At 60.0% G+C, this 21,027-nt stretch carries 21 protein-coding genes, 2 tRNA genes and 1 pseudogene; 13 read left to right on the forward strand and 11 right to left on the reverse strand.

Annotated features, from left to right (window positions below):
- Positions 1 to 33 precede the first annotated feature (33 nt).
- A complete protein-coding gene (locus tag SynBIOSE41_RS03020; protein ID WP_186540728.1) occupies positions 34 to 1,434 on the reverse strand; it encodes an aldehyde dehydrogenase family protein in 1,401 nt (466 codons plus the stop codon).
- 119 nt (positions 1,435 to 1,553) lie between these two features.
- On the opposite strand from SynBIOSE41_RS03020, the gene SynBIOSE41_RS03025 reads away from it, so the two are divergent.
- Positions 1,554 to 3,248: an alpha-amylase family protein gene (locus SynBIOSE41_RS03025; RefSeq protein ID WP_066912036.1), complete on the forward strand. Its 1,695-nt coding sequence runs from the start codon at positions 1,554 to 1,556 to the stop codon at positions 3,246 to 3,248.
- 21 nt (positions 3,249 to 3,269) lie between these two features.
- On the opposite strand, the gene SynBIOSE41_RS03030 is transcribed toward SynBIOSE41_RS03025, so the two are convergent.
- From SynBIOSE41_RS03030 to SynBIOSE41_RS03045, 4 genes are all read right to left on the reverse strand, one after another.
- Positions 3,270 to 4,838 (reverse strand): glycerol-3-phosphate dehydrogenase/oxidase, encoded by a 1,569-nt coding sequence (locus SynBIOSE41_RS03030; protein ID WP_186539550.1) that lies wholly within the window; start codon positions 4,836 to 4,838, stop codon positions 3,270 to 3,272.
- Positions 4,831 to 6,336, reverse strand: coding sequence for a glycerol kinase GlpK (gene glpK, locus SynBIOSE41_RS03035; protein ID WP_186539551.1), 1,506 nt, complete (start codon positions 6,334 to 6,336; stop codon positions 4,831 to 4,833). The genes SynBIOSE41_RS03030 and glpK overlap by 8 nt, the downstream gene beginning before the upstream one ends.
- 229 nt (positions 6,337 to 6,565) lie before the next feature.
- Positions 6,566 to 6,637, reverse strand: a tRNA-Thr gene (locus SynBIOSE41_RS03040).
- A gap of 10 nt (positions 6,638 to 6,647) precedes the next feature.
- Positions 6,648 to 6,729, reverse strand: a tRNA-Tyr gene (locus SynBIOSE41_RS03045).
- Between the two features lie 105 nt (positions 6,730 to 6,834).
- Here SynBIOSE41_RS03045 and aroQ point away from each other — a divergent pair.
- The 3 genes from aroQ to SynBIOSE41_RS03060 all read left to right on the forward strand — a co-directional run bounded on the left by aroQ (position 6,835) and on the right by SynBIOSE41_RS03060 (position 8,308).
- On the forward strand, positions 6,835 to 7,278 hold the full coding sequence (aroQ, locus tag SynBIOSE41_RS03050) for a type II 3-dehydroquinate dehydratase (RefSeq protein ID WP_186539552.1): 444 nt from the start codon (positions 6,835 to 6,837) through the stop codon (positions 7,276 to 7,278).
- Entirely contained in the window at positions 7,275 to 7,901 is a 627-nt protein-coding gene (locus tag SynBIOSE41_RS03055; protein ID WP_186539553.1) for a tRNA-(ms[2]io[6]A)-hydroxylase, read from the forward strand. The genes aroQ and SynBIOSE41_RS03055 overlap by 4 nt, the downstream gene beginning before the upstream one ends.
- A 164-nt stretch (positions 7,902 to 8,065) precedes the next feature.
- A complete protein-coding gene (locus SynBIOSE41_RS03060) occupies positions 8,066 to 8,308 on the forward strand; it encodes a hypothetical protein (RefSeq protein ID WP_255475914.1) in 243 nt (80 codons plus the stop codon).
- 4 nt (positions 8,309 to 8,312) lie between these two features.
- On the opposite strand, the gene SynBIOSE41_RS03065 is transcribed toward SynBIOSE41_RS03060, so the two are convergent.
- Complete coding sequence (locus SynBIOSE41_RS03065) at positions 8,313 to 8,858, reverse strand: acireductone dioxygenase (protein ID WP_186539554.1); 546 nt, start codon at positions 8,856 to 8,858, stop codon at positions 8,313 to 8,315.
- A gap of 61 nt (positions 8,859 to 8,919) precedes the next feature.
- Here SynBIOSE41_RS03065 and cobI point away from each other — a divergent pair, with 61 nt between their 5' ends.
- Both cobI and SynBIOSE41_RS03075 read left to right on the forward strand, forming a co-directional pair.
- Positions 8,920 to 9,711, forward strand: coding sequence for a precorrin-2 C(20)-methyltransferase (gene cobI / locus SynBIOSE41_RS03070; protein ID WP_186539555.1), 792 nt, complete (start codon positions 8,920 to 8,922; stop codon positions 9,709 to 9,711).
- Positions 9,708 to 10,334, forward strand: a complete 627-nt coding sequence (locus SynBIOSE41_RS03075; protein WP_370594174.1) for a DUF4079 domain-containing protein — start codon at positions 9,708 to 9,710, stop codon at positions 10,332 to 10,334. Before cobI ends, SynBIOSE41_RS03075 begins: the two co-directional genes overlap by 4 nt.
- 786 nt (positions 10,335 to 11,120) lie before the next feature.
- Here the strand turns inward: SynBIOSE41_RS03075 and SynBIOSE41_RS18285 are convergent.
- From SynBIOSE41_RS18285 to SynBIOSE41_RS03090, 3 genes and pseudogenes are all read right to left on the reverse strand, one after another.
- Positions 11,121 to 12,311: pseudogene (locus SynBIOSE41_RS18285) on the reverse strand (glycosyltransferase family 2 protein); the annotation flags it as partial.
- A gap of 14 nt (positions 12,312 to 12,325) precedes the next feature.
- Complete coding sequence (gene dusB / locus SynBIOSE41_RS03085; RefSeq protein WP_255475915.1) at positions 12,326 to 13,354, reverse strand: tRNA dihydrouridine synthase DusB; 1,029 nt, start codon at positions 13,352 to 13,354, stop codon at positions 12,326 to 12,328.
- Between the two features lie 27 nt (positions 13,355 to 13,381).
- The gene (locus tag SynBIOSE41_RS03090) at positions 13,382 to 13,963 is read right to left on the reverse strand and encodes a hypothetical protein (protein WP_066911987.1); all 582 of its coding nucleotides are present in this window, start codon (positions 13,961 to 13,963) and stop codon (positions 13,382 to 13,384) included.
- 82 nt (positions 13,964 to 14,045) lie between these two features.
- Here SynBIOSE41_RS03090 and SynBIOSE41_RS03095 point away from each other — a divergent pair, with 82 nt between their 5' ends.
- Entirely contained in the window at positions 14,046 to 14,510 is a 465-nt protein-coding gene (locus SynBIOSE41_RS03095) for a DUF1823 family protein (protein WP_186539556.1), read from the forward strand.
- A 2-nt stretch (positions 14,511 to 14,512) separates the two neighbouring features.
- Here the strand turns inward: SynBIOSE41_RS03095 and SynBIOSE41_RS03100 are convergent, their stop codons facing one another.
- Entirely contained in the window at positions 14,513 to 14,896 is a 384-nt protein-coding gene (locus SynBIOSE41_RS03100; RefSeq protein ID WP_186539557.1) for a L,D-transpeptidase, read from the reverse strand.
- Between the two features lie 183 nt (positions 14,897 to 15,079).
- Between SynBIOSE41_RS03100 and der the strand changes: the two genes are divergently transcribed.
- The 6 genes from der (at position 15,080) to proC (ending at position 19,843) form a co-directional block, all read left to right on the forward strand.
- Positions 15,080 to 16,447 (forward strand): ribosome biogenesis GTPase Der, encoded by a 1,368-nt coding sequence (der, locus tag SynBIOSE41_RS03105; RefSeq protein WP_186539558.1) that lies wholly within the window; start codon positions 15,080 to 15,082, stop codon positions 16,445 to 16,447.
- Between the two features lie 5 nt (positions 16,448 to 16,452).
- Positions 16,453 to 17,370 (forward strand): energy-coupling factor transporter transmembrane protein EcfT, encoded by a 918-nt coding sequence (locus tag SynBIOSE41_RS03110; protein WP_186539559.1) that lies wholly within the window; start codon positions 16,453 to 16,455, stop codon positions 17,368 to 17,370.
- A gap of 17 nt (positions 17,371 to 17,387) precedes the next feature.
- The gene (locus SynBIOSE41_RS03115) at positions 17,388 to 17,654 is read left to right on the forward strand and encodes a PipX family protein (protein ID WP_066911974.1); all 267 of its coding nucleotides are present in this window, start codon (positions 17,388 to 17,390) and stop codon (positions 17,652 to 17,654) included.
- A 22-nt stretch (positions 17,655 to 17,676) separates the two neighbouring features.
- Positions 17,677 to 18,330, forward strand: a complete 654-nt coding sequence (locus tag SynBIOSE41_RS03120; RefSeq protein ID WP_186539560.1) for a YggS family pyridoxal phosphate-dependent enzyme — start codon at positions 17,677 to 17,679, stop codon at positions 18,328 to 18,330.
- Positions 18,331 to 18,436: 106 nt separating this feature from the next.
- Positions 18,437 to 19,012: a cell division protein SepF gene (locus tag SynBIOSE41_RS03125; RefSeq protein WP_186539561.1), complete on the forward strand. Its 576-nt coding sequence runs from the start codon at positions 18,437 to 18,439 to the stop codon at positions 19,010 to 19,012.
- A 12-nt stretch (positions 19,013 to 19,024) separates the two neighbouring features.
- Positions 19,025 to 19,843, forward strand: coding sequence for a pyrroline-5-carboxylate reductase (proC, locus tag SynBIOSE41_RS03130; protein WP_255475916.1), 819 nt, complete (start codon positions 19,025 to 19,027; stop codon positions 19,841 to 19,843).
- Here the strand turns inward: proC and SynBIOSE41_RS03135 are convergent.
- The gene (locus SynBIOSE41_RS03135; protein WP_186540736.1) at positions 19,840 to 21,024 is read right to left on the reverse strand and encodes a glycosyltransferase family 4 protein; all 1,185 of its coding nucleotides are present in this window, start codon (positions 21,022 to 21,024) and stop codon (positions 19,840 to 19,842) included. The genes proC and SynBIOSE41_RS03135 overlap by 4 nt on opposite strands.
- Positions 21,025 to 21,027 lie beyond the last annotated feature (3 nt).

Below are 21,027 nucleotides of genomic sequence, written 5' to 3' on the forward strand. Positions count from 1 at the left end.
GCCAGTCCCAGGCTGTACTTATTTCAACGCTGGTCAGCTCAATAAACGACGGAATGTTTCCGGCTTCAGGGTGTAAGGCGGATAGCGCTGAGGAAGATCAAGCCAGAACGGACGACGCAGCACCGATCGTTCATGGGAAAAGGTTCTGAATCCCGCTTCTCCGTGATGGGTGCCCATCCCGCTTGCGCCCACCCCACCGAAGGGCAGATCGGGGACGCCACATTGCATCAACACGTCGTTGAAACACACACCACCTGAGCTTGTGCTGCGCAGTACAAGCTCCTGGTCACGATCGTCACCGCCAAATAAGTACAGGGCAAGCGGTTTGTCCTGCTTCTGGATCCTTTGAATGGCGTCATTCAGATCGGTGATCTCCAGCACAGGCAGCAGTGGTCCGAACAGTTCATCGGTCATCAGCGGGTCCTTTTCGTCCTGCACGGCGATCAGCGTCGGTGCAATACGGCGTCTGATCGGGTCCGACTCACCGCCGATCAGTACACGACCTTCATCTTTGGCCTGCTTCAGCAATGCCTCCAGTCGCCCGAAATGATGGTCGTGAATCAGGCATGCGAGTGCCTTGGATTCGAGTGGATCGCTGCCGTAGAGCTTCAGCCGTTCCTCTGCAATGGCTTGCAGCAGAGGTGCACGCTGCTCCGCTTGGACCAGCAGATGATCCGGTGCGATACATGCCTGGCCTGCATTGAAACCCTTTCCCCAGATCAGCCGGCGTGCCGTGACGGACAGATCGGCTCCAGGAAGAACGATCGCAGGGTTTTTGCCTCCGAGTTCCAGAGTCACCGGTGTGAGATTGGCGGCGGCCCCCTCCAGCACTTTGGCTCCGATCTTTCCTCCGCCAGTGAAGAAGATGTGATCGAAGCGCTGCCTCACCAGTTGAGCGGCAACAGCTCCATCGCCGTTGACAACCTGAACCACATCGCTTTGAAAGTGCTTGGGTACGAGCTTTTCAATGAGCTCTGCGGTTGCCGGCGCATGTTCAGAGGGCTTGATCACCGCGGTGTTGCCGGCCGCCAGGGCGCTGACAAGGGGCCATAAGGTGAGACTGAAGGGCAGATTCCAGGGGCCGATCAACAGCACGCATCCGAGTGGTTCGCGGATCAGTTCGGCACGGCCGGGCTTCTGCACCAATGGAACAGGGATTCGGCGCGGACGCATCCAGGCCCGAAGTCGCCGTTCAGCGAGTTTGAGCTCCTGCAGCAAGGTCACAACCTCTGCCATCCCCTCCAGGTCTGGCTTGGCAAGGTCATGGCGAAGGGCCTCAAGAATTTCTGGCTCGTGTTCTGTCACAAGCTCACGCAGGCGCTGAAGCTGTGCACGACGCCAGGCTTCCGGCCTGGTGATGCCCTCCAACACAGGTTTACGCAGGCGTCCCAGATCGGTTTCGGTGAAATGTGGTGCAGCGTTGGCCTGGACCATGACGGGGATGAGCTTGCTGACTGTGCTGGGCATGCTCGCAGTTTCGTTGGCTCAACCGTTGGCGCGGGGATGACGTTGTGCACGATCGCTATTACACCGTGATCAGAGGCAACGGCCTGATGAGTCAGCAGAAGCCTTGGTGGAGCGGTGCCGTCATCTATCAGTTGATCGTGCGCAGTTACCGCGATGGCAATGGTGATGGGATCGGAGACCTTCAGGGGTTGGCCAGCCGACTTCCCTATCTGCGTTGGTTGGGGGTGGAAGCGATCTGGCTGACGCCCATCTATCCCTCACCGCTGGATGACGGTGGATATGACATCACCGACTTCAAGGCGATTCATCCGGACCTGGGTGATCTCGCAGCGTTCCATCGTTTTCTGACGGCTGCGCATGCGCAGGGCCTCAAGGTGGTGATGGATCTGGTGATGAATCACACCAGCACCCTCCATCCCTGGTTTCAGCGCGCTCGATGGGCACCACAGGGCAGCCCTGAGCGTGAGATCTACGTGTGGAGTGATGATCCGCATCGTTATGCGGATGCTCCGGTGCTCTTCCGCCATTTCGAGTCGTCGAACTGGGAATGGGATGAGGTGGCAGGTCAGTACTTCCTTCACCGTTTCCTGCGCCATCAGCCTGATCTCAACTACGCCAATCCATTTGTCCAGGAGACGATGTTGGATGTGGTGGATTTCTGGATTGATCGTGGTGTCGATGGCTTCCGCCTGGATGCCGTGCCTTTCCTGTGTGAGGAGGAGGGATCACGCTGTGAGGGGCTTCCTGAAACCCACGCTTTTCTCAAGCGACTGCGCCAGCGGGTGGATTCCCATGGTCGGGATGTTTTGTTGGTGGGGGAAGCGATCCAGCCAGTTGAAGAAATCGCGCCCTATCTGTTGCAGGATGAGCTCCACGGCGCTTTCAACTTTGCTCTGACTGCACACCTGTTTGCTGCGATCGCCAGCGGCAGTGTGGAGAATCTGCGCCAGTGTCTTGAGGAGGCACAGAAGGTCGTCAGTGGCTGCCGCTGGGCCTTGCCTCTGCGTAATCACGATGAGCTGTGGCTGGGTGATGGTCACCTGATCCCGGAGGAGGTGATCCAGACCATCCGTGCTGGTCTTCATCAAGGACAGGGGCATTGGCTCAACTGGGGAATCAACCGTCGCCTGGCGCCATTACTCAATGGAGATCCAGGTTCTAACCGTGTTCTTCACGCTCTGCTTTACAGCCTGCCGGGGATGCCATGCCTCTATTACGGCGATGAGCTGGGCATGGGGGATTGGCCGGGATTGCGCGACCGCGATCCCAACCGCACACCTATGGCCTGGACTCCAGCGCGAAACGGTGGCTTTTCAACCGCACCTGATCCGCTGCTGGTGCTGCCACCCATCACAGCTCCCGGCTACGACTACCGCGTGGTGAATGTTGAAGTGCAGAAGCAGCTGCCTGGTTCACTGCTGAACTGGCACCGGCGCATGCTCACCTGCCGGCGATTACTGCCGGCGCTGCGACATGGCAATTTCGAACTCCTGAAATGTGCCCACCCAGGGGTGATCAGCTACGTGCGCTGTGACGGCAGCATGACGGTGCTCGTGGCTGCCAACCTTTCGGCAGCAGGGGCCTCTCTGCATCTTGATCTGAGCCGTTGGAGCGGTATGCGCACGCGTGAGGTCTTCTGGGGGTGTGAATATCCGCCTGCTTCGGAGAATTGGTTCGTCTATCTGCCATCCCATGGATTCAGCTGGTGGCTGATCGGCGAAGTGGAGGATGTGAACTCCGATCGATCAGTGAACACTGAGTTGGTGAACTCCAATCAATGAATCCTGATCGTTGAACATCAATCAGTGATTCAGTTCCAGAGGTGTGCTGTTGCCATGGCCGCACTGCTCAAGAATTTGATTCACCACAGGAGTCAACCGTTGCGCTTCGTCGCGGTCGACCATGGCCAGCCGCGTTCGCCGGGCCAGCACGTCTGTGACGCTTCTCGCTTTTTCTGTTTCGACGGCATGCCGCAGCTCTCCTCTGCAGATGGGCATCACCGAGCTGAGTGGTTCACGCTCTGCTTCTGACCAGCTGTTCACCAGAGCCTCTGCATGGAGGCCATGACTGCTTTCAAGATGGTCAATCTGTTCCGCTTGTTGCGGCGATTTCGGCAATAGATCCTGGAGGGTTGTGCGTTGTGCAATCAGCCGGTTTGGGGTTTGCAGGGGATTGGCGTCGGCGCCGATCAGGGGCAGTTCCTCAGGCGGTGGCAGTGACTGTCCGAGTTGCTTCTCAACCGCAGTGAGGGTGTCGAGAGCCATGGGACGGCAAGTGGTCCACTTCCCTCCCATCACGCTCACCAGACCGCTTTGCAGCGTTTCCACCTCGTGCTCACGCACCACACGGCTGCTGTTCATGTCTGCATCGGCAGGCTTGAGCAAGGGTCTTCCTCCAGCCCAGCAACTGCCGATTTCAATGTTGTTCAGGCCTGGGAACCATCGCTTCACGTAGTCCAGGAGATAGCTCTGCTCCTGATCGGATGGCATGGCTGCCTGCTGTTGGCTGCAGGGCGTGTCGGTTGTTCCCACCAATGTGCGCCCGAAGAAGGGCAGCATGAACAGCACCCTGCCGTCATCCGTGGAGGGCAGCAGCAGGCCGATTCGCTGTGGACAGAGTCGCTGCTTCAGCACCAAATGGACTCCGCGGCTGGTCAACATGCGCTCCTGGCAATCGGGTTCGGCCATGCGCCTCAGCACATCGGCATGAATGCCAGTGGCGTTGACCACCACGCGGGCTTGCCAGCGTTCTCTGTGCCCATCCGCGCTTTCGCTGATGGCTCCGCACAGCTTTCCATGGCTGTCTTTCTCCAGCTCCACCACCGGTGTCCGCGTGCGGACCACCGCCCCGTGTCGCTCGGCGCTGAGAGCCATCAGCAGGTTCAATCTGGCATCGTCAAACTGCCCATCGCTGTAGGCGACCCCTCCGCTGACATCGCTGCGCAGATCGGGCAGAGCTTCATGCATCCGTGCTCGAGACATCAGCCGGCTGCTGCCGATTCCCGAACGGCCTGAGAGGGCGTCGTAGATGCCGAGCCCAAGGCGGTAGTAGATCTGGCCGATCAGCCCATCCGTTGGCAGAGCCAGCTCAAGGCGATGGGCAAGAAACGGCGCATGTTTCAGCCAATGACCGCGCTCCAGCAATGCTTCGCGCACCAGTCGAAGCTGAGCGGTGTCGGCGGTCTTGAACGCCAGTTCGAGATAGCGAACCCCTCCGTGCAAGAGCTTTGTGCTCCGTGAACTGGTGCCGCCACCAAGGTCATGGCCCTCAAGCAGGGCCACCTTGAGCCCCCGGCAGACGGCTTCATAGGCCACGCAGGCTCCACTGGCACCGCCGCCGATCACCAGAAGGTCGAAGCAGTTGTCATTCATGCCAGCGCAGGCTCCTTGAGATGGCATCGCTCCACTGCTTCAGCCAGTTCTGGCGTTGTTCGCCAGTGAGCGAGGGATCAAAAACGTCCGCCTGCTTGCCGCGAAGGGATTCCAGATCCTGCAGGCTGTTGATCACCCCGGCCTGAACACCTGCCAACAGCGCGACTCCGCGGGAGGTGCTCTGCAGATAGGCCGGACGTCGGACCCTCAGTCCAGTGCTGTCGGCCTGGGCCTGCAGCAGTGGATCTGAGGCGGCTGCACCGCCGTCCACGGCCAGTTCTCCGAGCTCCTGGCCAAGGGACTGCTCGGCGAGCTGCACCAGTCCCGCCACTGAGAGCGCAATGCCTTCGAGGGCTGCACGGGCGATCTGGCCTCGACCGGTGTCGCGGGTCAATCCGATCAGAAGGCCGCGAGCACCAGGATCCCAATGCGGTGTCCCCCAGCCTGTGAAGGCTGGAACGAGCATGACACCTCCCGAATCTTCGACGCTGCGGGCCAGCTGGTTGACGTCTTCGGCTGTCTCGATGATCCCCAATCCGTCCCGCAGCCACTGCACCACCGTGCCGGCGTTGAAGAGACTGCCCTCAAGGCAGTAGGTGGGCTCACCCTGGTCGTCGGTCCAGCCGAGGGTGCTCAGCAAACCCGCATCACTGCGATGAATGTTGCTGCCTGTGTTCACCACCAGAAATGCACCTGTTCCGTAGGTGCATTTGGCTTCGCCGGGTTCCAGGCATAACTGGCCCAGCGTCGCTGCTTGCTGGTCGCCGAGCAGGGCCTGGATCGGGACTCCGGCAAAGGGGAGGCCCGATGCAATCGCGCCAAAGTCGCCGCGGCAGGGCACAAGCTCCGGCAATGCGCTCAGGGGTAGGCCTGTCTTTTCGCAGAATGCATCCACCCACTCACGTTTTTTCAGGTCCATGAGCAGAGTGCGGCTGGCATTGCTCATGTCCGAGCAGTGGCGGCGGTTACCGCTGAGGTTCCACAGCAACCAGCTCTCCACCGTGCCGAAGCAGAGATCATCCTTGGCGGCAGCGCTGGTGGCGCTTGGTTCATGCAGCATCAGCCAGCGGATCTTGCTGGCGCTGAAGTAAGGGTCTAGGAGCAGGCCGGTGCGGGCGCACCATTCCTGCTCCAGGCCATCCTCTTTCCATTGCTGACAGATGTCCGAGGTGCGGCCGTCCTGCCACACCAAGGCCGGGCCGCAGGGCTGGCCATCGCTGCGGCGCCACAGGATCGTTGTTTCCCTCTGATTGGTGACTCCACAGGAAACAACAGCGTCTCTCTGTTCCTGGCTGATGGTCTGTTCCAGGCGCTCCATGGCCAGACGCTGGCTTTCCCAGATCTCGCCTGGGTTCTGTTCCACCCATCCGTCAGCTGGATAGCTGATGGCCAAGGGAGCGCTTGCACTAGCAACGGGGAAGCCACGCGAGTCAAACAGGGCGGCGCGTGAGCTGCTGGTGCCCTGATCCAGTGCGAGAAGGAGGGGCGTTGCTGCCATGGACGAGTCGTTTTTCAAGTGCTAGCGGCACTTGTCGGCTGTCGCCACACGATGAGCTGATGTCGCATCACCAGGGCATCGTTGCTCTGGGGCAGGTTTTCATCCATGAACCCCGGGCTGGCCTGACCCCCGAGAGCTGACGCCACCCAAGATCAGAGCTGAGGTCCTGAGTAGCCTTCCATTCTTGATTGCCTCTGGACTCAACACCCGGTGCCTGGGTGTTGGATGAAGCCCTTGTCGAGACTTGAACTCGAGACCTCTCCCTTACCAAGGGAGTGCTCTACCGCTGAGCTACAAGGGCTTGTGGTGGATGGGCCGGGTTGGATTTGAACCAACGTAGGCAGAGCCAGCGGATTTACAGTCCGCCCCCATTAACCACTCGGGCACCGACCCGAACCACCCGAAGAACTTACCAGTCGGCCTGGCGTTCCCTTCAGCGATCTGTGCCTCTCGTTGGTTCTCGATACGATCGGGTCCCCAAGGAATTCTCGTAAGGCCATGCGCCTGCTGCTCCTGAACGGCCCCAACCTCAATCTTCTGGGGCAACGAGAACCTGGTCTTTATGGACATCAGACGCTCGAGCAGATTGAGCAGGATCTGCATCTGCGTGCAACGGCTGCTGGTGTGCAGCTGGAGTGTTTTCAAAGCAATTTCGAGGGTGCGCTGGTGGAACGCGTCCACCAGGCCATGGATGGGGTGAACGGGATTCTCGTCAACGCAGGCGCCTACACGCATACGTCGATCGCTCTGCGTGACGCTCTGTTGGGAGTGGCGATTCCCTATGTCGAGCTTCATTTGAGCAACACGCATGCCCGAGAGGCCTTTCGTCATCAGTCGTTTCTGGCCGATCGTGCCGTTGGCGTCGTCAGTGGCTTCGGGCCCTTCAGTTATGACCTGGCCTTCGATGGCCTGCTGAATCACCTGCGCAGATCTGCCCCATGACCATCACCTCTTCGGTGACGAGTATCCGCTGGCTTGCAGCACCCACCAGCCGTCGCTGGGTGGAGCAAGCCATCGCCAGGCCGATGGAGGTGCTGATCGACCATGCCCATTGCGAACGTAAAGCGGCTGGGGCGGCTGTTCAGCTGATGTTCCGCTATCTGTGCGAGCCAGGCCTGGGCGAGGCTCTCAGTCCGCTGGCGCGTGAAGAGCTTGAACACTTTGAACGGGTGTTGACGCTCCTCAAGGACCGGGGACGTTATCTGGAGCCCCTGCCCTCGCCAGGTTATGGAGCATGGTTGGCCAAGCAGGTGCGCCGGGGAGAGCCCGAGCGCATGCTCGACTCGTTCCTGGTTGCGGGGCTGATCGAGGCCAGGAGCCATGAGCGCATGGCCCTGCTTGCTGAGTACAGCCCGGATCCAGATCTGCGCTTGCTCTATGGCGATCTGTTGAAGAGCGAAGCCCGCCATTTCGGCCTCTACTGGGTGCTGTGCGCAGACCGCTATCCAAGGGATGTGATCGTGCCTCGGCTTCACGAGCTGGCCGCGGCGGAGGTGGATGCGTTGCGCGGTGAGCTTGCCGCACCGGAGGCTGTGCGCATGCATTCCGTTGGAGTTGATGCCTGATCAGGGATTGCCTGTCCATCACCTGATTAAGGCGAGGCTTGCCAGGTGGTCGAGAGTGGCGTGAGCACCAGGCGCAGCAAGTTCGTAACCGGAGTCCAAAAGAAGTCTGAAGAGACGCGCCATGGAGTCTGGGTCACTTCTAGAATTGACCCAGTCACTTTGCAATGTCGATGCCTGACCCTGTGACCGCTGTTGCTGACTCGCTGCAGGCTTTGCGTAACGGCACCACTGATGAGCAATGGGATGGCCTCAAGTCCAACCCACTGGTTCGCGACCTGATCGGTCGTTGTGCTGATCTGGAGGCCGCGATGCTGCTGGAGGATCAGTGCCTGGTAGCCGAGTTGCCGACCTGCAGGACGGCATCGTTGAAATCCGCTGTTGATGCGCGTTTGCTTCTGGCGGCTTGAGTTCCTAAGGCGTACTGAGGCGGGGGTAGTCATCGGCGATTGCGTCTCCGGTGAACTCAGCAACCCATCCGTTGGGATTGTTGAAAAATCTCAGTGTGCAGAAATAAGGCGTCTCGCCCATGTCAAACCAGTGAGGCGTTCCGGCAGGAACGCTGATCCAGTCATTGGTTTCACAGAGCACCTGCATGACTTCATCGCCGATGTGCAGACAGAACAGGCCGCAGCCTTCCACGAAGAACCGCACTTCGTCCTCTGCATGGACGTGCTCATTCAGAAACTTGCGGCGCAGGGACACGCGATCCGGATGATCAGGAAGCACCCTGATGGCATCAACGCTGGGGTAATGCCCTCGAGCCTGAGTTCGTTCGATTTCGCTTTTGTAGCGCTCCAAAATCTGTGCGGAGGAAGCGTTGGTTTCCGGCCGATGCTGGGTCGGCCAGCGTTCGAAGCCAATGCCGCGTTGCTTCAGAAGATCCTGAATCAGCCTGAACTCTCGGGTTTTCAATAAGACAGTGTTGGATCGCGCTGAATAGAGAGTCAGTTCGCTCATGGTCCGGAAGCAATCCTGATGCAGTGCATCAAAGCTCCTGTCACCCTGTTCAGCATGCTGGATGGCTGGTTGGCTTGCATTGCCGTTGTCCATCGCGTCCGAGTGTTCCTCAGATCAGCTGGTGTTGGTTGGCGTAGGTCCGGGGGATCCTGAGCTGCTCACCGTGGCTGCAGTTCGAGTGTTGAAGGCTGCTGATGTTGTTGCCTATCCCATTGCTCATGAGGGAGCTGAGGGTATGGCTCTTGCCATTGCGTCCCGCTGGATTCGCTCTGATCAGCGCCTGCTGCCTCTGTTGTTCCCCATGGTGACTGAGTCTCAGCCAAGGATCGCAGCCTGGAGACAGGCGGCTGATGTGCTGGCTGCAGAGGTCAGATCCGGCAACCGGGTCGTGCTGCTCTGCGAAGGGGACGTCTCACTGTTTGCGACCGGGAGCTACGTGCAACTGGCTCTGCGGCGCCATCACCCTGATGTTCCCTTCGCCTTGATTCCAGGCATTCCCTCGGTGTGTGCAGCGGCAGCAGCTGCTGTCGAGGGATCTCTCGATCTTCCTTTGGCGTTTCAGCAGGAGGGCTTGCTCATCCGTCCTTGTCCGGAAACGAATGTCGAGTTGATCGCCTTGCTGCAGAGTGCGCGCAAGACCTCCACGGTGCTGGGTTTGATCAAGCTGGGACAGCGTTGGTCCTGGGTGCGAGCAGCGCTGGAGCAGGAGAAACTGCTGGATCGGGCCCTCTTTGCTCAACGGGTTGGTTGGCCTGATCAGTGGGTGGCCCCGGCTCAGGCGGTGCCCGACGATGTGAAGCCCTACTTCTCATTGCTGCTGATCCGTCAGCAATGGCCTGAGGTGTTGCCTTGATCGCCGCTTTGCAACCGTTGACACCCCTGCAATGGCTTGCGCTGGTGCATCCGGTGCTGATCATCCTGTTTGTGTATCCGGTGATCGGCGCCACGATTCGGCTCGGGATTCTGGCCAGAGAGCGCCGTCTGGAGATCAATCCCATCGCTCCAACCGTGCCGGTTGAACACGTTGATCACGGTCGATGGGCGACGGCTGGTTTGCTCGTGGCTGTGCTGTTCGCTTTGAGCCATGACCTGGCTGCCGCAGATGCCGGACTGAGGAGCTGGGTGCTGTCCATCCTGCAGGCGGCAGGGGTTGTGCTGTCGTTTCTAGCCCTGCTGCGCACCCGCCGACTGGCCCTGCGGCTGCTCTTTTCCTGGAGCTGTTGGCTGTTTCTGCTGCTGATCACGATCCAGCCTTTGCTAGCGACTGATCGTGCGCTTGGGGCTCCTGCTGTCTGGCAGTCGCACACCTGGGGTGGACTGTTGCTGCTCGCTTTTCTGCTGCTGACCATGGCTTGTCAGCGGGAGATCGCCGGTCGCCTGTGGATGCGCCGTCTGCATGTGTCTCTCAATCTTTTCGTGGCCCTTTTGCTGGCGACTCAGGCCATCACAGGAACCCGTGACCTCTGGCTTGGCTGAGTGTGAGGGCGGCGGGGTCTGAGGCATCAGACAGCGATGGAACGGACGTCGTGACGGCAGGATGAACAGACGGCTGATCAGGACGAGTAAAGCTCGCAACTCAGGCTTGGCCTGGCGTTCCGGCCAGCAGTGAGGTCGGCAGAACAACCAGAGGATCAGCTGTTGCCGTGCCGTGTCGCTGAGTGTCCGCCAGCGAAGCGCGAGTTGATTGCCTTGGCTGCTGTCCAGTTCAACCGGCAGTGCCGGGACGTCGTCAGTCCAGCGAAGCCGCCTGATCTTCGCCTGCGCTGGCATTGGAATGGCAGTCTCCAGCTCCACACCGCTCTCGCTGAGGGCTGTGATTCGACACGGTCGCCACTGCCCGGCGACGTCTTCCAGCTCTGCCCGTAAGGACACGGCTTGCCATGGTGCTGGATCTCGTGCGGGTGGATCCCAGCAGGCTCGCAGTGCAATCCAGAGGCTGAGCAGGTTGATCACCGCCCAGGTCAGGCCAAGCGGCCGGGAGTCGAGGATCTCGCTGTCCAGTGATGCCGTCGTCACCAGTCCAAACAGGTTGACCAGGTTCAGCAGCAGCAGTCCCAGCAGAGGGATCACCAGCACGATGCTGAAGCTGCCCCGAGTGCGTTTCTGGTGTTTTGGTGTCACACGAAAACCACCGATATGTCCCATCAGATTGGTGAACACCGTCAGCGTCAGCGGCACCGTCAGCACCCAGCCGGTCAGTTCGCTGAGCAAGGCTGTGCGGGAGCCGCGGTTGATCCAGCCGATGCTGAGCAGAAGTGTTGCCCAGAGCGGCAACAGCATCCGGAGAGCGTCACTTGTGCTGATCAGGATGGGAACAGTGCCAAGCAGGCCGTAGCTGAGCGGCATCAGCATCAGCACCAGCCGGGGCATGTTGTTGAACCAATGCACAACGCCTTCGAGATAGGCCATCCGCTCTCCAACGCGGAGGTCGCCCGGACCCAGTGGACCATCACGCAGTTTCAGACTTTGCAGCGTTCCATTCGCCCAGCGTTGGCGCTGACGCACAAAGTCGGCCATGGTTTCGGCCGCGAGGCCCGCACTGAGCTTCTGTTGGAGATACAGCAGTTTCCAGCCCTTGCGCCGCAGCCGAAGCCCCGTTACGAAATCTTCGGAGATCGCCTCTTGCTTGAATCCTCCGACTGAATCAATGGCGCTGCGTCGAGCCAGAAAAGCAGTGCCGGCGCAAACCACTGCTCCCCAGCTATCGCGAACGGGTTCGATCCATTGATAGAAGCTCTCTTCATCGGGCAGTAACCAACGCTCCATGCCCAGGTTCCGCATCACCGGATCGGCATTGATGAAGGTCTGCGGGGTCTGAAGCAGCCCCACCGAGGGGTCCTGGAGAAAGCCGATGCAGCAATCGAGAAAGTTTCGCTGCGGAATGAAGTCAGCGTCGAGCACAGCCACCAGCTCGCCGCTGCAGTGGTGGAGGCCGTCATTGAGGTTGCCGGCTTTGGCATGGGTGCGAGTCGGTCGATGGCGGTAATGGCAACCGTGCCTGAGAGCCAGTTCTTTCACCTCGTCTCGGCCGCTGTCATCCAGCACCCACACGCAATGGTTCCGATAGTTCTGATGACAACAGGCGATCAGGCTGCGTTCCAGCACCTCAAGGGGTTCGCCGTAGGTGGGCACGAGAACGTCGACCATTGGCCGCCAGTCGCTTTTCTGCCACTGGTCTTGCAGCTGCTGCAACGAGCCTCGACGGTCGGGAAAGCGACGCCAGGCCAGCCATAACGGCAACAGTCCTGACAGCAGCAGCCAGGCTTCCGCCGTCAGCAACAACAGGCTCAGTCCTGTGCTCAGGTTTGTGCTCAGGTTGAGACTGCTGGTGATCCGCCAATGCAGATATCGGGCGGTCAGCAGGCTGATCAGCAGGATCAGACTGCGTCGCTTCCAGATGGGGCTCAGCTGCTCAGGCTGTCTCCTCAACCAGATAGGCCACGCCAACACCATGAGTGGCAGCCAGTTCAAGCCAGCTGCTCCTGCTGTTGTTGAAGCAATGTCAGTGCCTGATCAGGGGTGGGCGCACGCATCAGTTTCTGGCGGAACTGAGACGCTCCAGTGAATCCTGTACAGGTCCAGCTCATGTGTTTCCGCGCGATCAGCAGGCCGTGATCTCCTCGCCAGTCAACGAGGGCCCGCAGTTGCTCAGAGGCCAGCACCAGGCGTTCTCGCGGGCCTGGGGTGAGGGGAATGGTGTGACCGCTCAGCGCCGCATCGATCTGACCGACCAGCCAGGGAGCGCCCATGGTTGCTCTCCCCACCATCACCCCATCGGCACCGGTTTTCTCAAGGCAGCGCAAGGCGGCATCAGGGCTGTTGACATCGCCATTGGCGATCACCGGAATGCTGAGTGACTGCTTGATCGAGGCAATGGCTTCCCAGTCCGCTGATCCACTGAAGTGTTGTTCCCGCGTACGACCGTGCACGGTCAGCAGCGTTGCACCCGCATCTTGCAGTTGTCTGCACCAGGACACTGCCGCTTGATGAGACCCTTTGATTTGTGGCTGATTGCACCATCCCAGGCGTGTTTTCACGGTGACAGGCAGGCCGACGGCTGAAGCCACCGAGTCCACAATCCGGCAGGCCAGATCGGGATCGCGGATCAGTCCGCTGCCACCGCCTTTGCGGGCGATTTTGCGGACAGGACAGCCCATGTTGATGTCGATCAGGAAGGCACCGGCGTCCTCGGCTCGTTGGGCTGCATCGGCCATCGCCTCGGGTCTGTGATCGAAAAGCTGGACGCCGATTGGTCCGGTTTCCTGGCTCAGCTCCTCGACTTTGCCCCTGCCGTGGCCGAGCTCAAGGCTGGTGGCGTTCACCATTTCCGTGAACAGCAGAGCATCCGGCGCCCAGCGCCTCACCAGAGCACGAAAAATTTTGTCGCTGACTCCTGCAAGCGGAGACTGCAGCACGTTGCAGCGCAAAACGCGCTCAACGCTGCTTCCACTCAGCTGCAGGCCCCTCACCATCGGCATTGGATTCAGTTCACGCATCCTCGCCAATGGCAGGCCCAAGTGCTTTCAGGCCACAGACTCATCCAGTCCAAGCCGGGTACGGGTGTCGCGAACCTGGGATTCGATGGCGTTGCGAAGCCAGGCTTGATTGGACCAGTCTTCATAAAGGGCCAGTCGCTCCACTTCCTGCATCAGATCGAGCGGCAGTTGAAGGTTCACGTTCTGGATGCTGTGGGGACTGGCCAGTCCCCCCTGGTGGGGAGCATCGAGGTGGAGCACTTGCACTTTCAAGACCTGAAGCCTGGTGCCGGCACGTGGCTGCCGGTGTCGCACCTGACGCACTGTCAATCGCACAGGGCAACCTGCACGAATGCGTTGCAGGCCTCTGTTGCCTAGAGGCGCGTCACGACGGTCGGCAAACACCGGGGTGCTGATGCCGGTCTTGCCGCTGTAGCTGAAGCACACCCTGCCTTGTGCATCCCAGGGAGGGGGAGACATCTCACCGCACTGCCGGTTTTTGAGCAGACGCCGACGATCGCGTTTGACGGTTGCCATGACCTCGTCCGGAAGCCGAAAAATCAGACGCTGCAGGCGTGCATCACCAAGAAGTGACGTCTTCGGTTCCAGGGCTGTGTCGAAGACGTACATATAGCAGAAGGTAATGGAGGTGAGGCAGGGGCTGTCGTGGTCCCTCTGCGGTGGCAGCGGCTGTGGATGACAGCATGCGGCGATGTCATCACACTCCTGGAGTCTGAGCCGAACTCTCCTGATGGCGATCCTTGAAGATCGTCTCAGCGATCGATTCGTGGCCTCGCTGATCTGGGAGCGATTGGCGTATCTCCCCCCTGAGGCTGGAGAGGGGCCATGGCTGGCAGGCCCTGCAACGCCCGCCGCCTGGAGAGAGGCCTTCCCGGAGGCCCCGCAGGTGATTGCTTCGCGGCCCGCTTCGGTGCGTCTGACTCGGTCGATTGCCAAGGAATCCAAGCAGCTGCTGAAGCAGCAGCTGCAGTTCGGCGGCTATCGCATCACGGAGCTCAATCCAAGGCGCACGCGCCGTGCCACTGCGGTGAACTGGTTGCTGGCCTGGCTGGTGTCAGCTGGTGAGCTGCTGCCAGAAGACGGGTCTCTACCACCTCTGCTCATTCCACCGGCGGATCCGGTGCAGGGGCACCCCGGCGATCCGCTGGTGGAATGAGCTCACACCTGAATCACCACCTTGGTGCCCTTGAGTGTGTTCTCAAACAGCCAGCGGGCTTGATGCGTGGGCATGCGAACACAGCCATTGCTGCGGGGAACACCGAAGGCATGGCCGGCATCTTCCTGCCATGGAGCGCCGTGCATGCAGATCATCTCGTTGGCGGTGATGCACATCGCATAGGGCACCCCGGGTGCGACATAGCCCCGTCCACGCATGGTCACGGAGCGATATTTGGTGAGCACCTTGGCTTCTCCGGTTGGGGTTGGCGTGGACGCCTTGCCAGTGCTCACTGGGATGACCCGCACGATTTCATCGTTGTTGTCGTAGACGGTGAGCTGTTGATCCGAGAGGTCCACCACCAGGGTGGCGATCAGTTCGAGCATGATTGTGTGACAGCGGGTGCACTGATCCACCGCTAGCTGTCTCTTTTGAGACTTATTGGTCTCGCTCGGAAAGAATTCCCATTCTTGTTGGCGAAATGAAAAGTCGAGCGGCTTCCGTTTCAGGGCCTCCTCCCGCCGACAGACGCCTCTGTACTGTCAAGACTGTTCTTGCTGTGAACCTTCTTGGCGCGTCCCGTCGTCGCGATCATCGGGCGCCCCAACGTTGGTAAGTCCACGCTGGTGAACCGTCTCTGCCGCAGTCGAGAGGCGATTGTTCATGACCAGCCCGGTGTGACCCGTGATCGCACCTATCAGGACGGCTACTGGGGGGATCGCGAATTCAAGGTGGTCGATACCGGCGGACTGGTGTTCGATGACGACAGTGAGTTTCTGCCTGAAATCCGCGAGCAGGCCGCGCTGGCTCTCGAGGAGGCCAGTGTCGCTGTGGTGATCGTTGACGGTCAGCAGGGCCTTACGGCATCGGATGAAGCCATCGCGGAGTTCCTGCGCGGCCAGCGTTGCCCAACATTGCTCGCCGTAAATAAGTGTGAGTCACCGGATCAAGGTCTGGCCATGGCTGCGGAGTTCTGGAGCCTCGGGCTGGGAGAGCCTTACCCCATTTCGGCAATTCACGGGGCAGGCACAGCAGAAGTCCTGGATCGGGTGCTCACGTTCCTGCCTCCGAAGGATCAGGAGGGTGATCAGGAAGAGCCGATTCAGATGGCCATCATCGGTCGTCCGAATGTGGGTAAATCAAGTCTTCTGAATGCCATTTGCGGTGAGCAGAGGGCCATCGTGAGTCCGATTCGAGGCACCACCCGCGACACGATTGACACCAGCATCGTGCGTGAAAATCGTCCCTGGCGCCTGGTCGACACCGCTGGGATCCGACGCCGCCGCAGTGTCAACTACGGGCCTGAGTTCTTTGGGATCAATCGCAGTTTCAAGGCGATTGAGCGCAGTGATGTGTGCGTGCTGGTGATTGATGCGCTGGACGGTGTCACCGAGCAGGATCAACGCCTGGCAGGTCGCATCGAAGAAGACGGTCGGGCCTGCGTGGTCGTTGTCAACAAATGGGATGCCGTGGAGAAGGACAGCCACACCATGACGGCCATGGAGAAGGAGCTGCGTTCCAAGCTGTATTTCCTCGACTGGGCTCCGATGCTGTTCACCTCAGCGCTCACCGGCCAGCGTGTCGACAGCATTTTTGCCCTGGCGGTTCTGGCTGTGGAGCAGCACCGTCGTCGTGTCAGCACCTCTGTGGTGAACGAAGTCCTGAAGGAAGCCCTCAGCTGGCGGAGCCCGCCGACAACCAGGGGTGGACGTCAGGGCAGGCTGTATTACGGCACCCAGGTGGCGACCAGGCCTCCGAGTTTCACCCTGTTCGTGAACGACCCCAAGCTTTTCGGTGACACCTACCGGCGCTATGTCGAGCGTCAGATCCGTGAAGGGCTCGGGTTTGATGGCACTCCCCTGAAATTGTTCTGGCGTGGGAAGCAGCAGCGTGACGCGGAGAAGGATCTGGCCAGGCAGCAGAACCATCAGGGCTGAGCAGCATGGATTGGCTGAGGCAGATTCCGATCGGTCAGTACGTGGATGGTGCCGGTGGTTGGCTGCGTCAGCTGGATCCCCGCCTGAAGCTGTTGTGGGTTCTGGTGTTTCTGCTCACGCCTGTGCTGGCAGGTCCGCTGTGGCGAGTGGCACTTGTGATGGCTCTCCTGTTGATCACGTTGGTGAGTGGATTGCCGCCTCGGCTGTGGTGGCGCTCGTTGCTGCTGGTCAGTGTTCTCGGTTGCGCGGTCGGAGTGCTGGCCATGTTGCTGCCGACTGGTGATCCTGGAGCCAGCGTGCACCTGCGGCCGCCGGGGGAGATTGCAGGTCTCACGCTGACATCACCCTCCTGGGAGTTGATTCGCCTTGGGCCTCTTCAGTTGGGATCTCTGAAACTTGGCCCGCTTGTGGTCGATCGCCGCTCGGCTGAGCTGGGGTTGAACAGCGCCACCCTGATCGTGACCGTTGTCCACAGCGTGAATCTGATGTTGCTTTCCACCCCCAGTGAGGAATTGATGTGGTCTCTGAGTTGGTGGCTGGCTCCTCTGGCTCGACTTGGCGTGCCGATTGATCGACTGAGCTTTCAGTTGCTGCTGGCCCTTCGCTTTCTGCCGCTGGTCCAGGAGGAGCTCCAGAACTTGTTGCGCTCCCTCGCCAGTCGCGCTGTCAACCTGCGACGGCTCGGCTTTAAAGCCTCCTTTGCTCTGGTGCTTTCAGTGGGAGAGCGCCTCTTGGCCAACATCCTGCTGCGTGCTGAACAGGGCGCCGAAGCGCTGCTGGCTCGAGGTGGAACCTGGTTGCCTGCTGATGCGTTTCGTCCAGATCAGGCCACGAAGAGTGCTGCCCGCAGCATTCTGAACGGGGTGGCTGCTGTGGGGCTTGTCACTGTTCTGGTTCTGCGCGGAAGGTACGGTGCTCTCTGATCCCCGTTTTCATGTCTGTGAGCGCTGAGGGTTATCTCAACCACCCCACCTTTGGGATGCTCTACAGAGTGGCTCCTGCCGGGGAAGGTCGTGACGTATACGCCACGCTGTACGCACAGCGCATGTTCTTTTTGGTCACTCTGCAGCCTCGAGGGGCTCAGTTCGAGGTGATTCCCTATTTGGATGCGCGTCATCACGCTGAGTTGAATCTGGCCCGTCGTCGCCGGGATTCATCGGAGGATTACGGCAGCTGGAAGCAGTTGTTCGATCAGACCTTCATCTGACCATGCAAGACGGACAGCTCGGGTGACGGAGATTGAGAGTCGCTGGCAGCAACTGCAACAGCGGCTCCCGCAGGGAGTCAAGTTGCTCGCTGTGAGCAAAACGCAGCCTGCTTCGGCAGTTCGAGAGCTGGCCGCTTGCGGTCAGATCGATTTTGGTGAAAGCCGTGTTCAGGAGGCCTTGCCCAAGCAGGAGGCCCTGTCGGACCTCACCGATTTGCGCTGGCATTTCATTGGCCGGTTGCAGGCCAACAAGGTGCGTGCGGTCGTGAAGGCCTTCAGCTGGATTCATTCCATCGACTCGATGGCTCTTGCGGAACGTGTCTCCCGCATTGCCCTGGAGGAAGGACGTTGTCCGTCAGTGTTGTTCCAGGTGAAGCTGAGGCCTGATCCCGCCAAGGGTGGCTGGGACCCTCAGACTCTGAAAGAGGCTTGGCCGGTGCTGCGCGAGTTGCCAGGCCTGAATGCCTCCGGGCTGATGACCATGGCCCCGTTGGGACTGGACAGCAACGAGCGTCAGGGGCTGTTCAGTGATTGCCGCAATCTGGCGGATGAGCTCGATCTGTCTCAGTGTTCGATGGGGATGAGTGGCGATTGGCCCCAGGCCGCCGCCGCCGGTGCGACCTGGGTCCGTGTGGGATCAGCCCTGTTTGGTGCGCGGCCGCCTGTGATCCCCTAATGGCGATGAACAGAGCAACGTTGCGAGATGGACATCAATTCATCTGGACACGCTTGCTCACAACTCCCTTGAGCGCTATTCAGGGTCAAGGTTCTGCAGATTTCCAGTGTCGTTGATTTCTCGCCTTCGTGCGGTCGTTGCTGGTGATGATTACCTGGACGGCGATTATGACGAGCTCGACTACGACACAGGTGAGCATGAAGACAACATGCAGGGCATGTCGTCTGTCAACACAAGCGCTCTGGCACCTCTGGATGCAGCCAACCCCTTTGAGATGGACCAGAATTTCTCAGGCTCAAACGTAATCGGTATGCCTGGAATCAGTTCCGGCACAGCAGAGGTTTCACTGATGGAACCGCGCAGCTTTGATGAAATGCCGAGAGCAATTCAGGCCTTGCGTGAGCGCAAGACAGTGATTCTCAATCTCACGATGATGGAGCCTGACCAGGCTCAGAGAGCGGTTGACTTTGTTGCCGGTGGAACCTTTGCCATTGATGGTCATCAGGAGCGCGTTGGTGAGAGCATCTTCCTGTTCGCCCCGAGTTGCGTCACCGTGACCAATGCCAGTCAGGACGAGAGCACCACGCCCACTGTGGTCACCAAGGATGTTGAGCAGGCTTCCGCCGAGAGCAGTGTCGCACCTGCTCCAGCCTGGTCCGTTTCGGATGCTGCCGCTCTCTGAGTTTTCGCTTCGGTGACCGTTTCCGTTGGTGTGATTGGCATGGGTCGGATGGCTCAGGCCCTGATCTTTCCTCTCATTGAGAAAGGCAAGCTTCAGTCAGCCGATGTCATCGCGGTTGTCGGCAGTCAAGCGTCCGTCGCCAGGTTGACTCCTGAATCGCCGAAGGGTTTAGTCGTTGTTCCGGCATCTGATCCCCGGGCCCTCGATGCCTGGAATGCCCCTGTTCAGTTGCTGGCCATCAAGCCCCAGCAGCTTGATGCTGTTGCTGAATGCGTTCCCCCCCCTGAATTCGGTCAGTCATCGCTGCTGATCTCGGTGTTGGCAGGTGTCACCCTGAAGCGTCTTCAGAGCCAATTCCCGGGGAGGGTGTGTGTGCGTGCGGTGCCCAATACCCCCTGTTTGGTGGGAGAAGGACTGTGTGGGTTGTCATGGGGAGAGGGCATCACAGCGCAGCAGCGTCAGTGGGTGAAGGAAGCCTTTGATCCTGTGAGTGAGGTGCTTGAGCTGCCGGAGTCAAGGCTGGATGCGTTTCTGGCTCTGACCTCCTCAGGACCTGCCTATGTGGCTTTGGTTGCCGAAGCCATGGCTGACGGTGCAGTGGCCGCTGGTTTGCCGCGTGAGCAAGCCCACCGACTCGCTCATCGGACACTGGCCGGAACCGCCGCATTGCTCGATCAGCAGCAGCTTCATCCAGCTCAGCTCAAGGACATGGTTGCCTCGCCTGGTGGCACGACCATGGCGGCTCTGCGCAAATTGGAGAACGCCGGTGTGCGGACAGCCCTGATTGAGGCGGTGATTGCGGCCACTGAACATGGACGGGCCTTGCGCTAAGCCGCCAGAGGAGCTCTGCTCATCAGGTCACCGTACAAACGTTCGAGGGAGTCGATATTGCGGCTGATGGTGTATTTCTCAAGCACTCGCTCGCGGGCCTGTCGACCAAGTTCACGCGTCAGCACCGGTTGCTCGCGCAGCACCGGAAGCAAGGTGCGCAGCTGGCTCGTCACTCCCAGGGTGCTCATCACAATTCCTGCCCCACCGGCGAGCACTTCTCCATCGGCTCCGGCATCCGTGGCCACACAGGCACAGCCACTGGCCATGGCCTCAAGCAGTGCCAGTGACAGCCCCTCCACAAGGGAAGGAAGCACGAATACTTCGGCGCATTGCAGTAAGGCTATGCGCGTGGCCAGATCTGCTTCATAGCCCCACCAGAGCACGTCTTCGTCGTAACTGTTCTGAAGGGTGCTGCGCAGAGGCCCTTCGCCGACAATCACCAGACGACAGCCTTCCATCCGTACCAGACGCCAGGCCTGCAGCAGAGCCTCGACGTTTTTCTCGGTGGCAACACGCCCCATGTAGAGGAAGACGCGCTGCTGACCAAGGCGGGAGCGCACCTGATGCATTGGACTGCCAATTGCCGGTGTGATGCCCGGATCTGTCTTCAGCTCAGAGGGTTTCCACTGGTTGGTGTCAACGCCATTGGGGATGACGGCCAGACGGTCTTCACGCACGCCAAGACGCGCCAGGAATTCAGCCTGCAGATCGGAGAACACGATCACCCGGTCGTACCTGGAGAGTGCCGGTGCGTAGAGCTGATAGGTGAGTTGCTGTGTGCCTGCCGTCAGGTTGCGAAGGCTGGCATCGAAGGGAGGGTGGAAGGTGGCCACCAGGGGCACCCCCAATTGCTGACAGAGCTCCGGCAGTCGGAAATCCAGCGGCGAGAGCGTGAGGCTTGCATGCACCAGATCGGGTTGCAGGCGTTCAAGCGATTCGCGCAACTCACGCTGGGCACCCGGCGAGGGGATCGTGTAAACCTGCGATTTCACCAGATAGGGAAGGCTGACATCGGGATCATTGGCCAGCAGCGATGTGCTGCTGCCAGGTGCCTTCGGATTATCGAAGTGAATGAAACTGGTCTGATGACCCCGTGCCCGCAGGGCCTCCGTTGTGCTGAGCCCATAGGTGACATTGCCGCAGAACGGAGTTTTTTTGCCCAGCCAGGCAATATGCGTCACCGC

The sequence above is a fragment of the Synechococcus sp. BIOS-E4-1 genome (assembly GCF_014279995.1).
Taxonomy (GTDB): Bacteria; Cyanobacteriota; Cyanobacteriia; order PCC-6307; family Cyanobiaceae; genus Synechococcus_C.

What these genes read in the sequence shown, in the direction of transcription:
- SynBIOSE41_RS03095 (WP_186539556.1), top strand. Translation starts at nt 14,046, where the DNA reads ATGTCATCACACTCCTGGAGTCTGAGCCGAACTCTCCTGATGGCGATC.
- glpK (WP_186539551.1), bottom strand. Translation starts at nt 6,336, where the DNA reads ATGGCAGCAACGCCCCTCCTTCTCGCACTGGATCAGGGCACCAGCAGC.
- cobI (WP_186539555.1), top strand. Translation starts at nt 8,920, where the DNA reads ATGGCTGGTTGGCTTGCATTGCCGTTGTCCATCGCGTCCGAGTGTTCC.
- SynBIOSE41_RS03025 (WP_066912036.1), top strand. Translation starts at nt 1,554, where the DNA reads ATGAGTCAGCAGAAGCCTTGGTGGAGCGGTGCCGTCATCTATCAGTTG.
- aroQ (WP_186539552.1), top strand. Translation starts at nt 6,835, where the DNA reads ATGCGCCTGCTGCTCCTGAACGGCCCCAACCTCAATCTTCTGGGGCAA.
- SynBIOSE41_RS03055 (WP_186539553.1), top strand. Translation starts at nt 7,275, where the DNA reads ATGACCATCACCTCTTCGGTGACGAGTATCCGCTGGCTTGCAGCACCC.
- SynBIOSE41_RS03020 (WP_186540728.1), bottom strand. Translation starts at nt 1,434, where the DNA reads ATGGTCCAGGCCAACGCTGCACCACATTTCACCGAAACCGATCTGGGA.
- SynBIOSE41_RS03100 (WP_186539557.1), bottom strand. Translation starts at nt 14,896, where the DNA reads ATGCTCGAACTGATCGCCACCCTGGTGGTGGACCTCTCGGATCAACAG.
- SynBIOSE41_RS03060 (WP_255475914.1), top strand. Translation starts at nt 8,066, where the DNA reads ATGTCGATGCCTGACCCTGTGACCGCTGTTGCTGACTCGCTGCAGGCT.
- dusB (WP_255475915.1), bottom strand. Translation starts at nt 13,354, where the DNA reads ATGCGTGAACTGAATCCAATGCCGATGGTGAGGGGCCTGCAGCTGAGT.
- SynBIOSE41_RS03065 (WP_186539554.1), bottom strand. Translation starts at nt 8,858, where the DNA reads ATGAGCGAACTGACTCTCTATTCAGCGCGATCCAACACTGTCTTATTG.
- SynBIOSE41_RS03110 (WP_186539559.1), top strand. Translation starts at nt 16,453, where the DNA reads ATGGATTGGCTGAGGCAGATTCCGATCGGTCAGTACGTGGATGGTGCC.
- SynBIOSE41_RS03030 (WP_186539550.1), bottom strand. Translation starts at nt 4,838, where the DNA reads ATGAATGACAACTGCTTCGACCTTCTGGTGATCGGCGGCGGTGCCAGT.
- SynBIOSE41_RS03090 (WP_066911987.1), bottom strand. Translation starts at nt 13,963, where the DNA reads ATGTACGTCTTCGACACAGCCCTGGAACCGAAGACGTCACTTCTTGGT.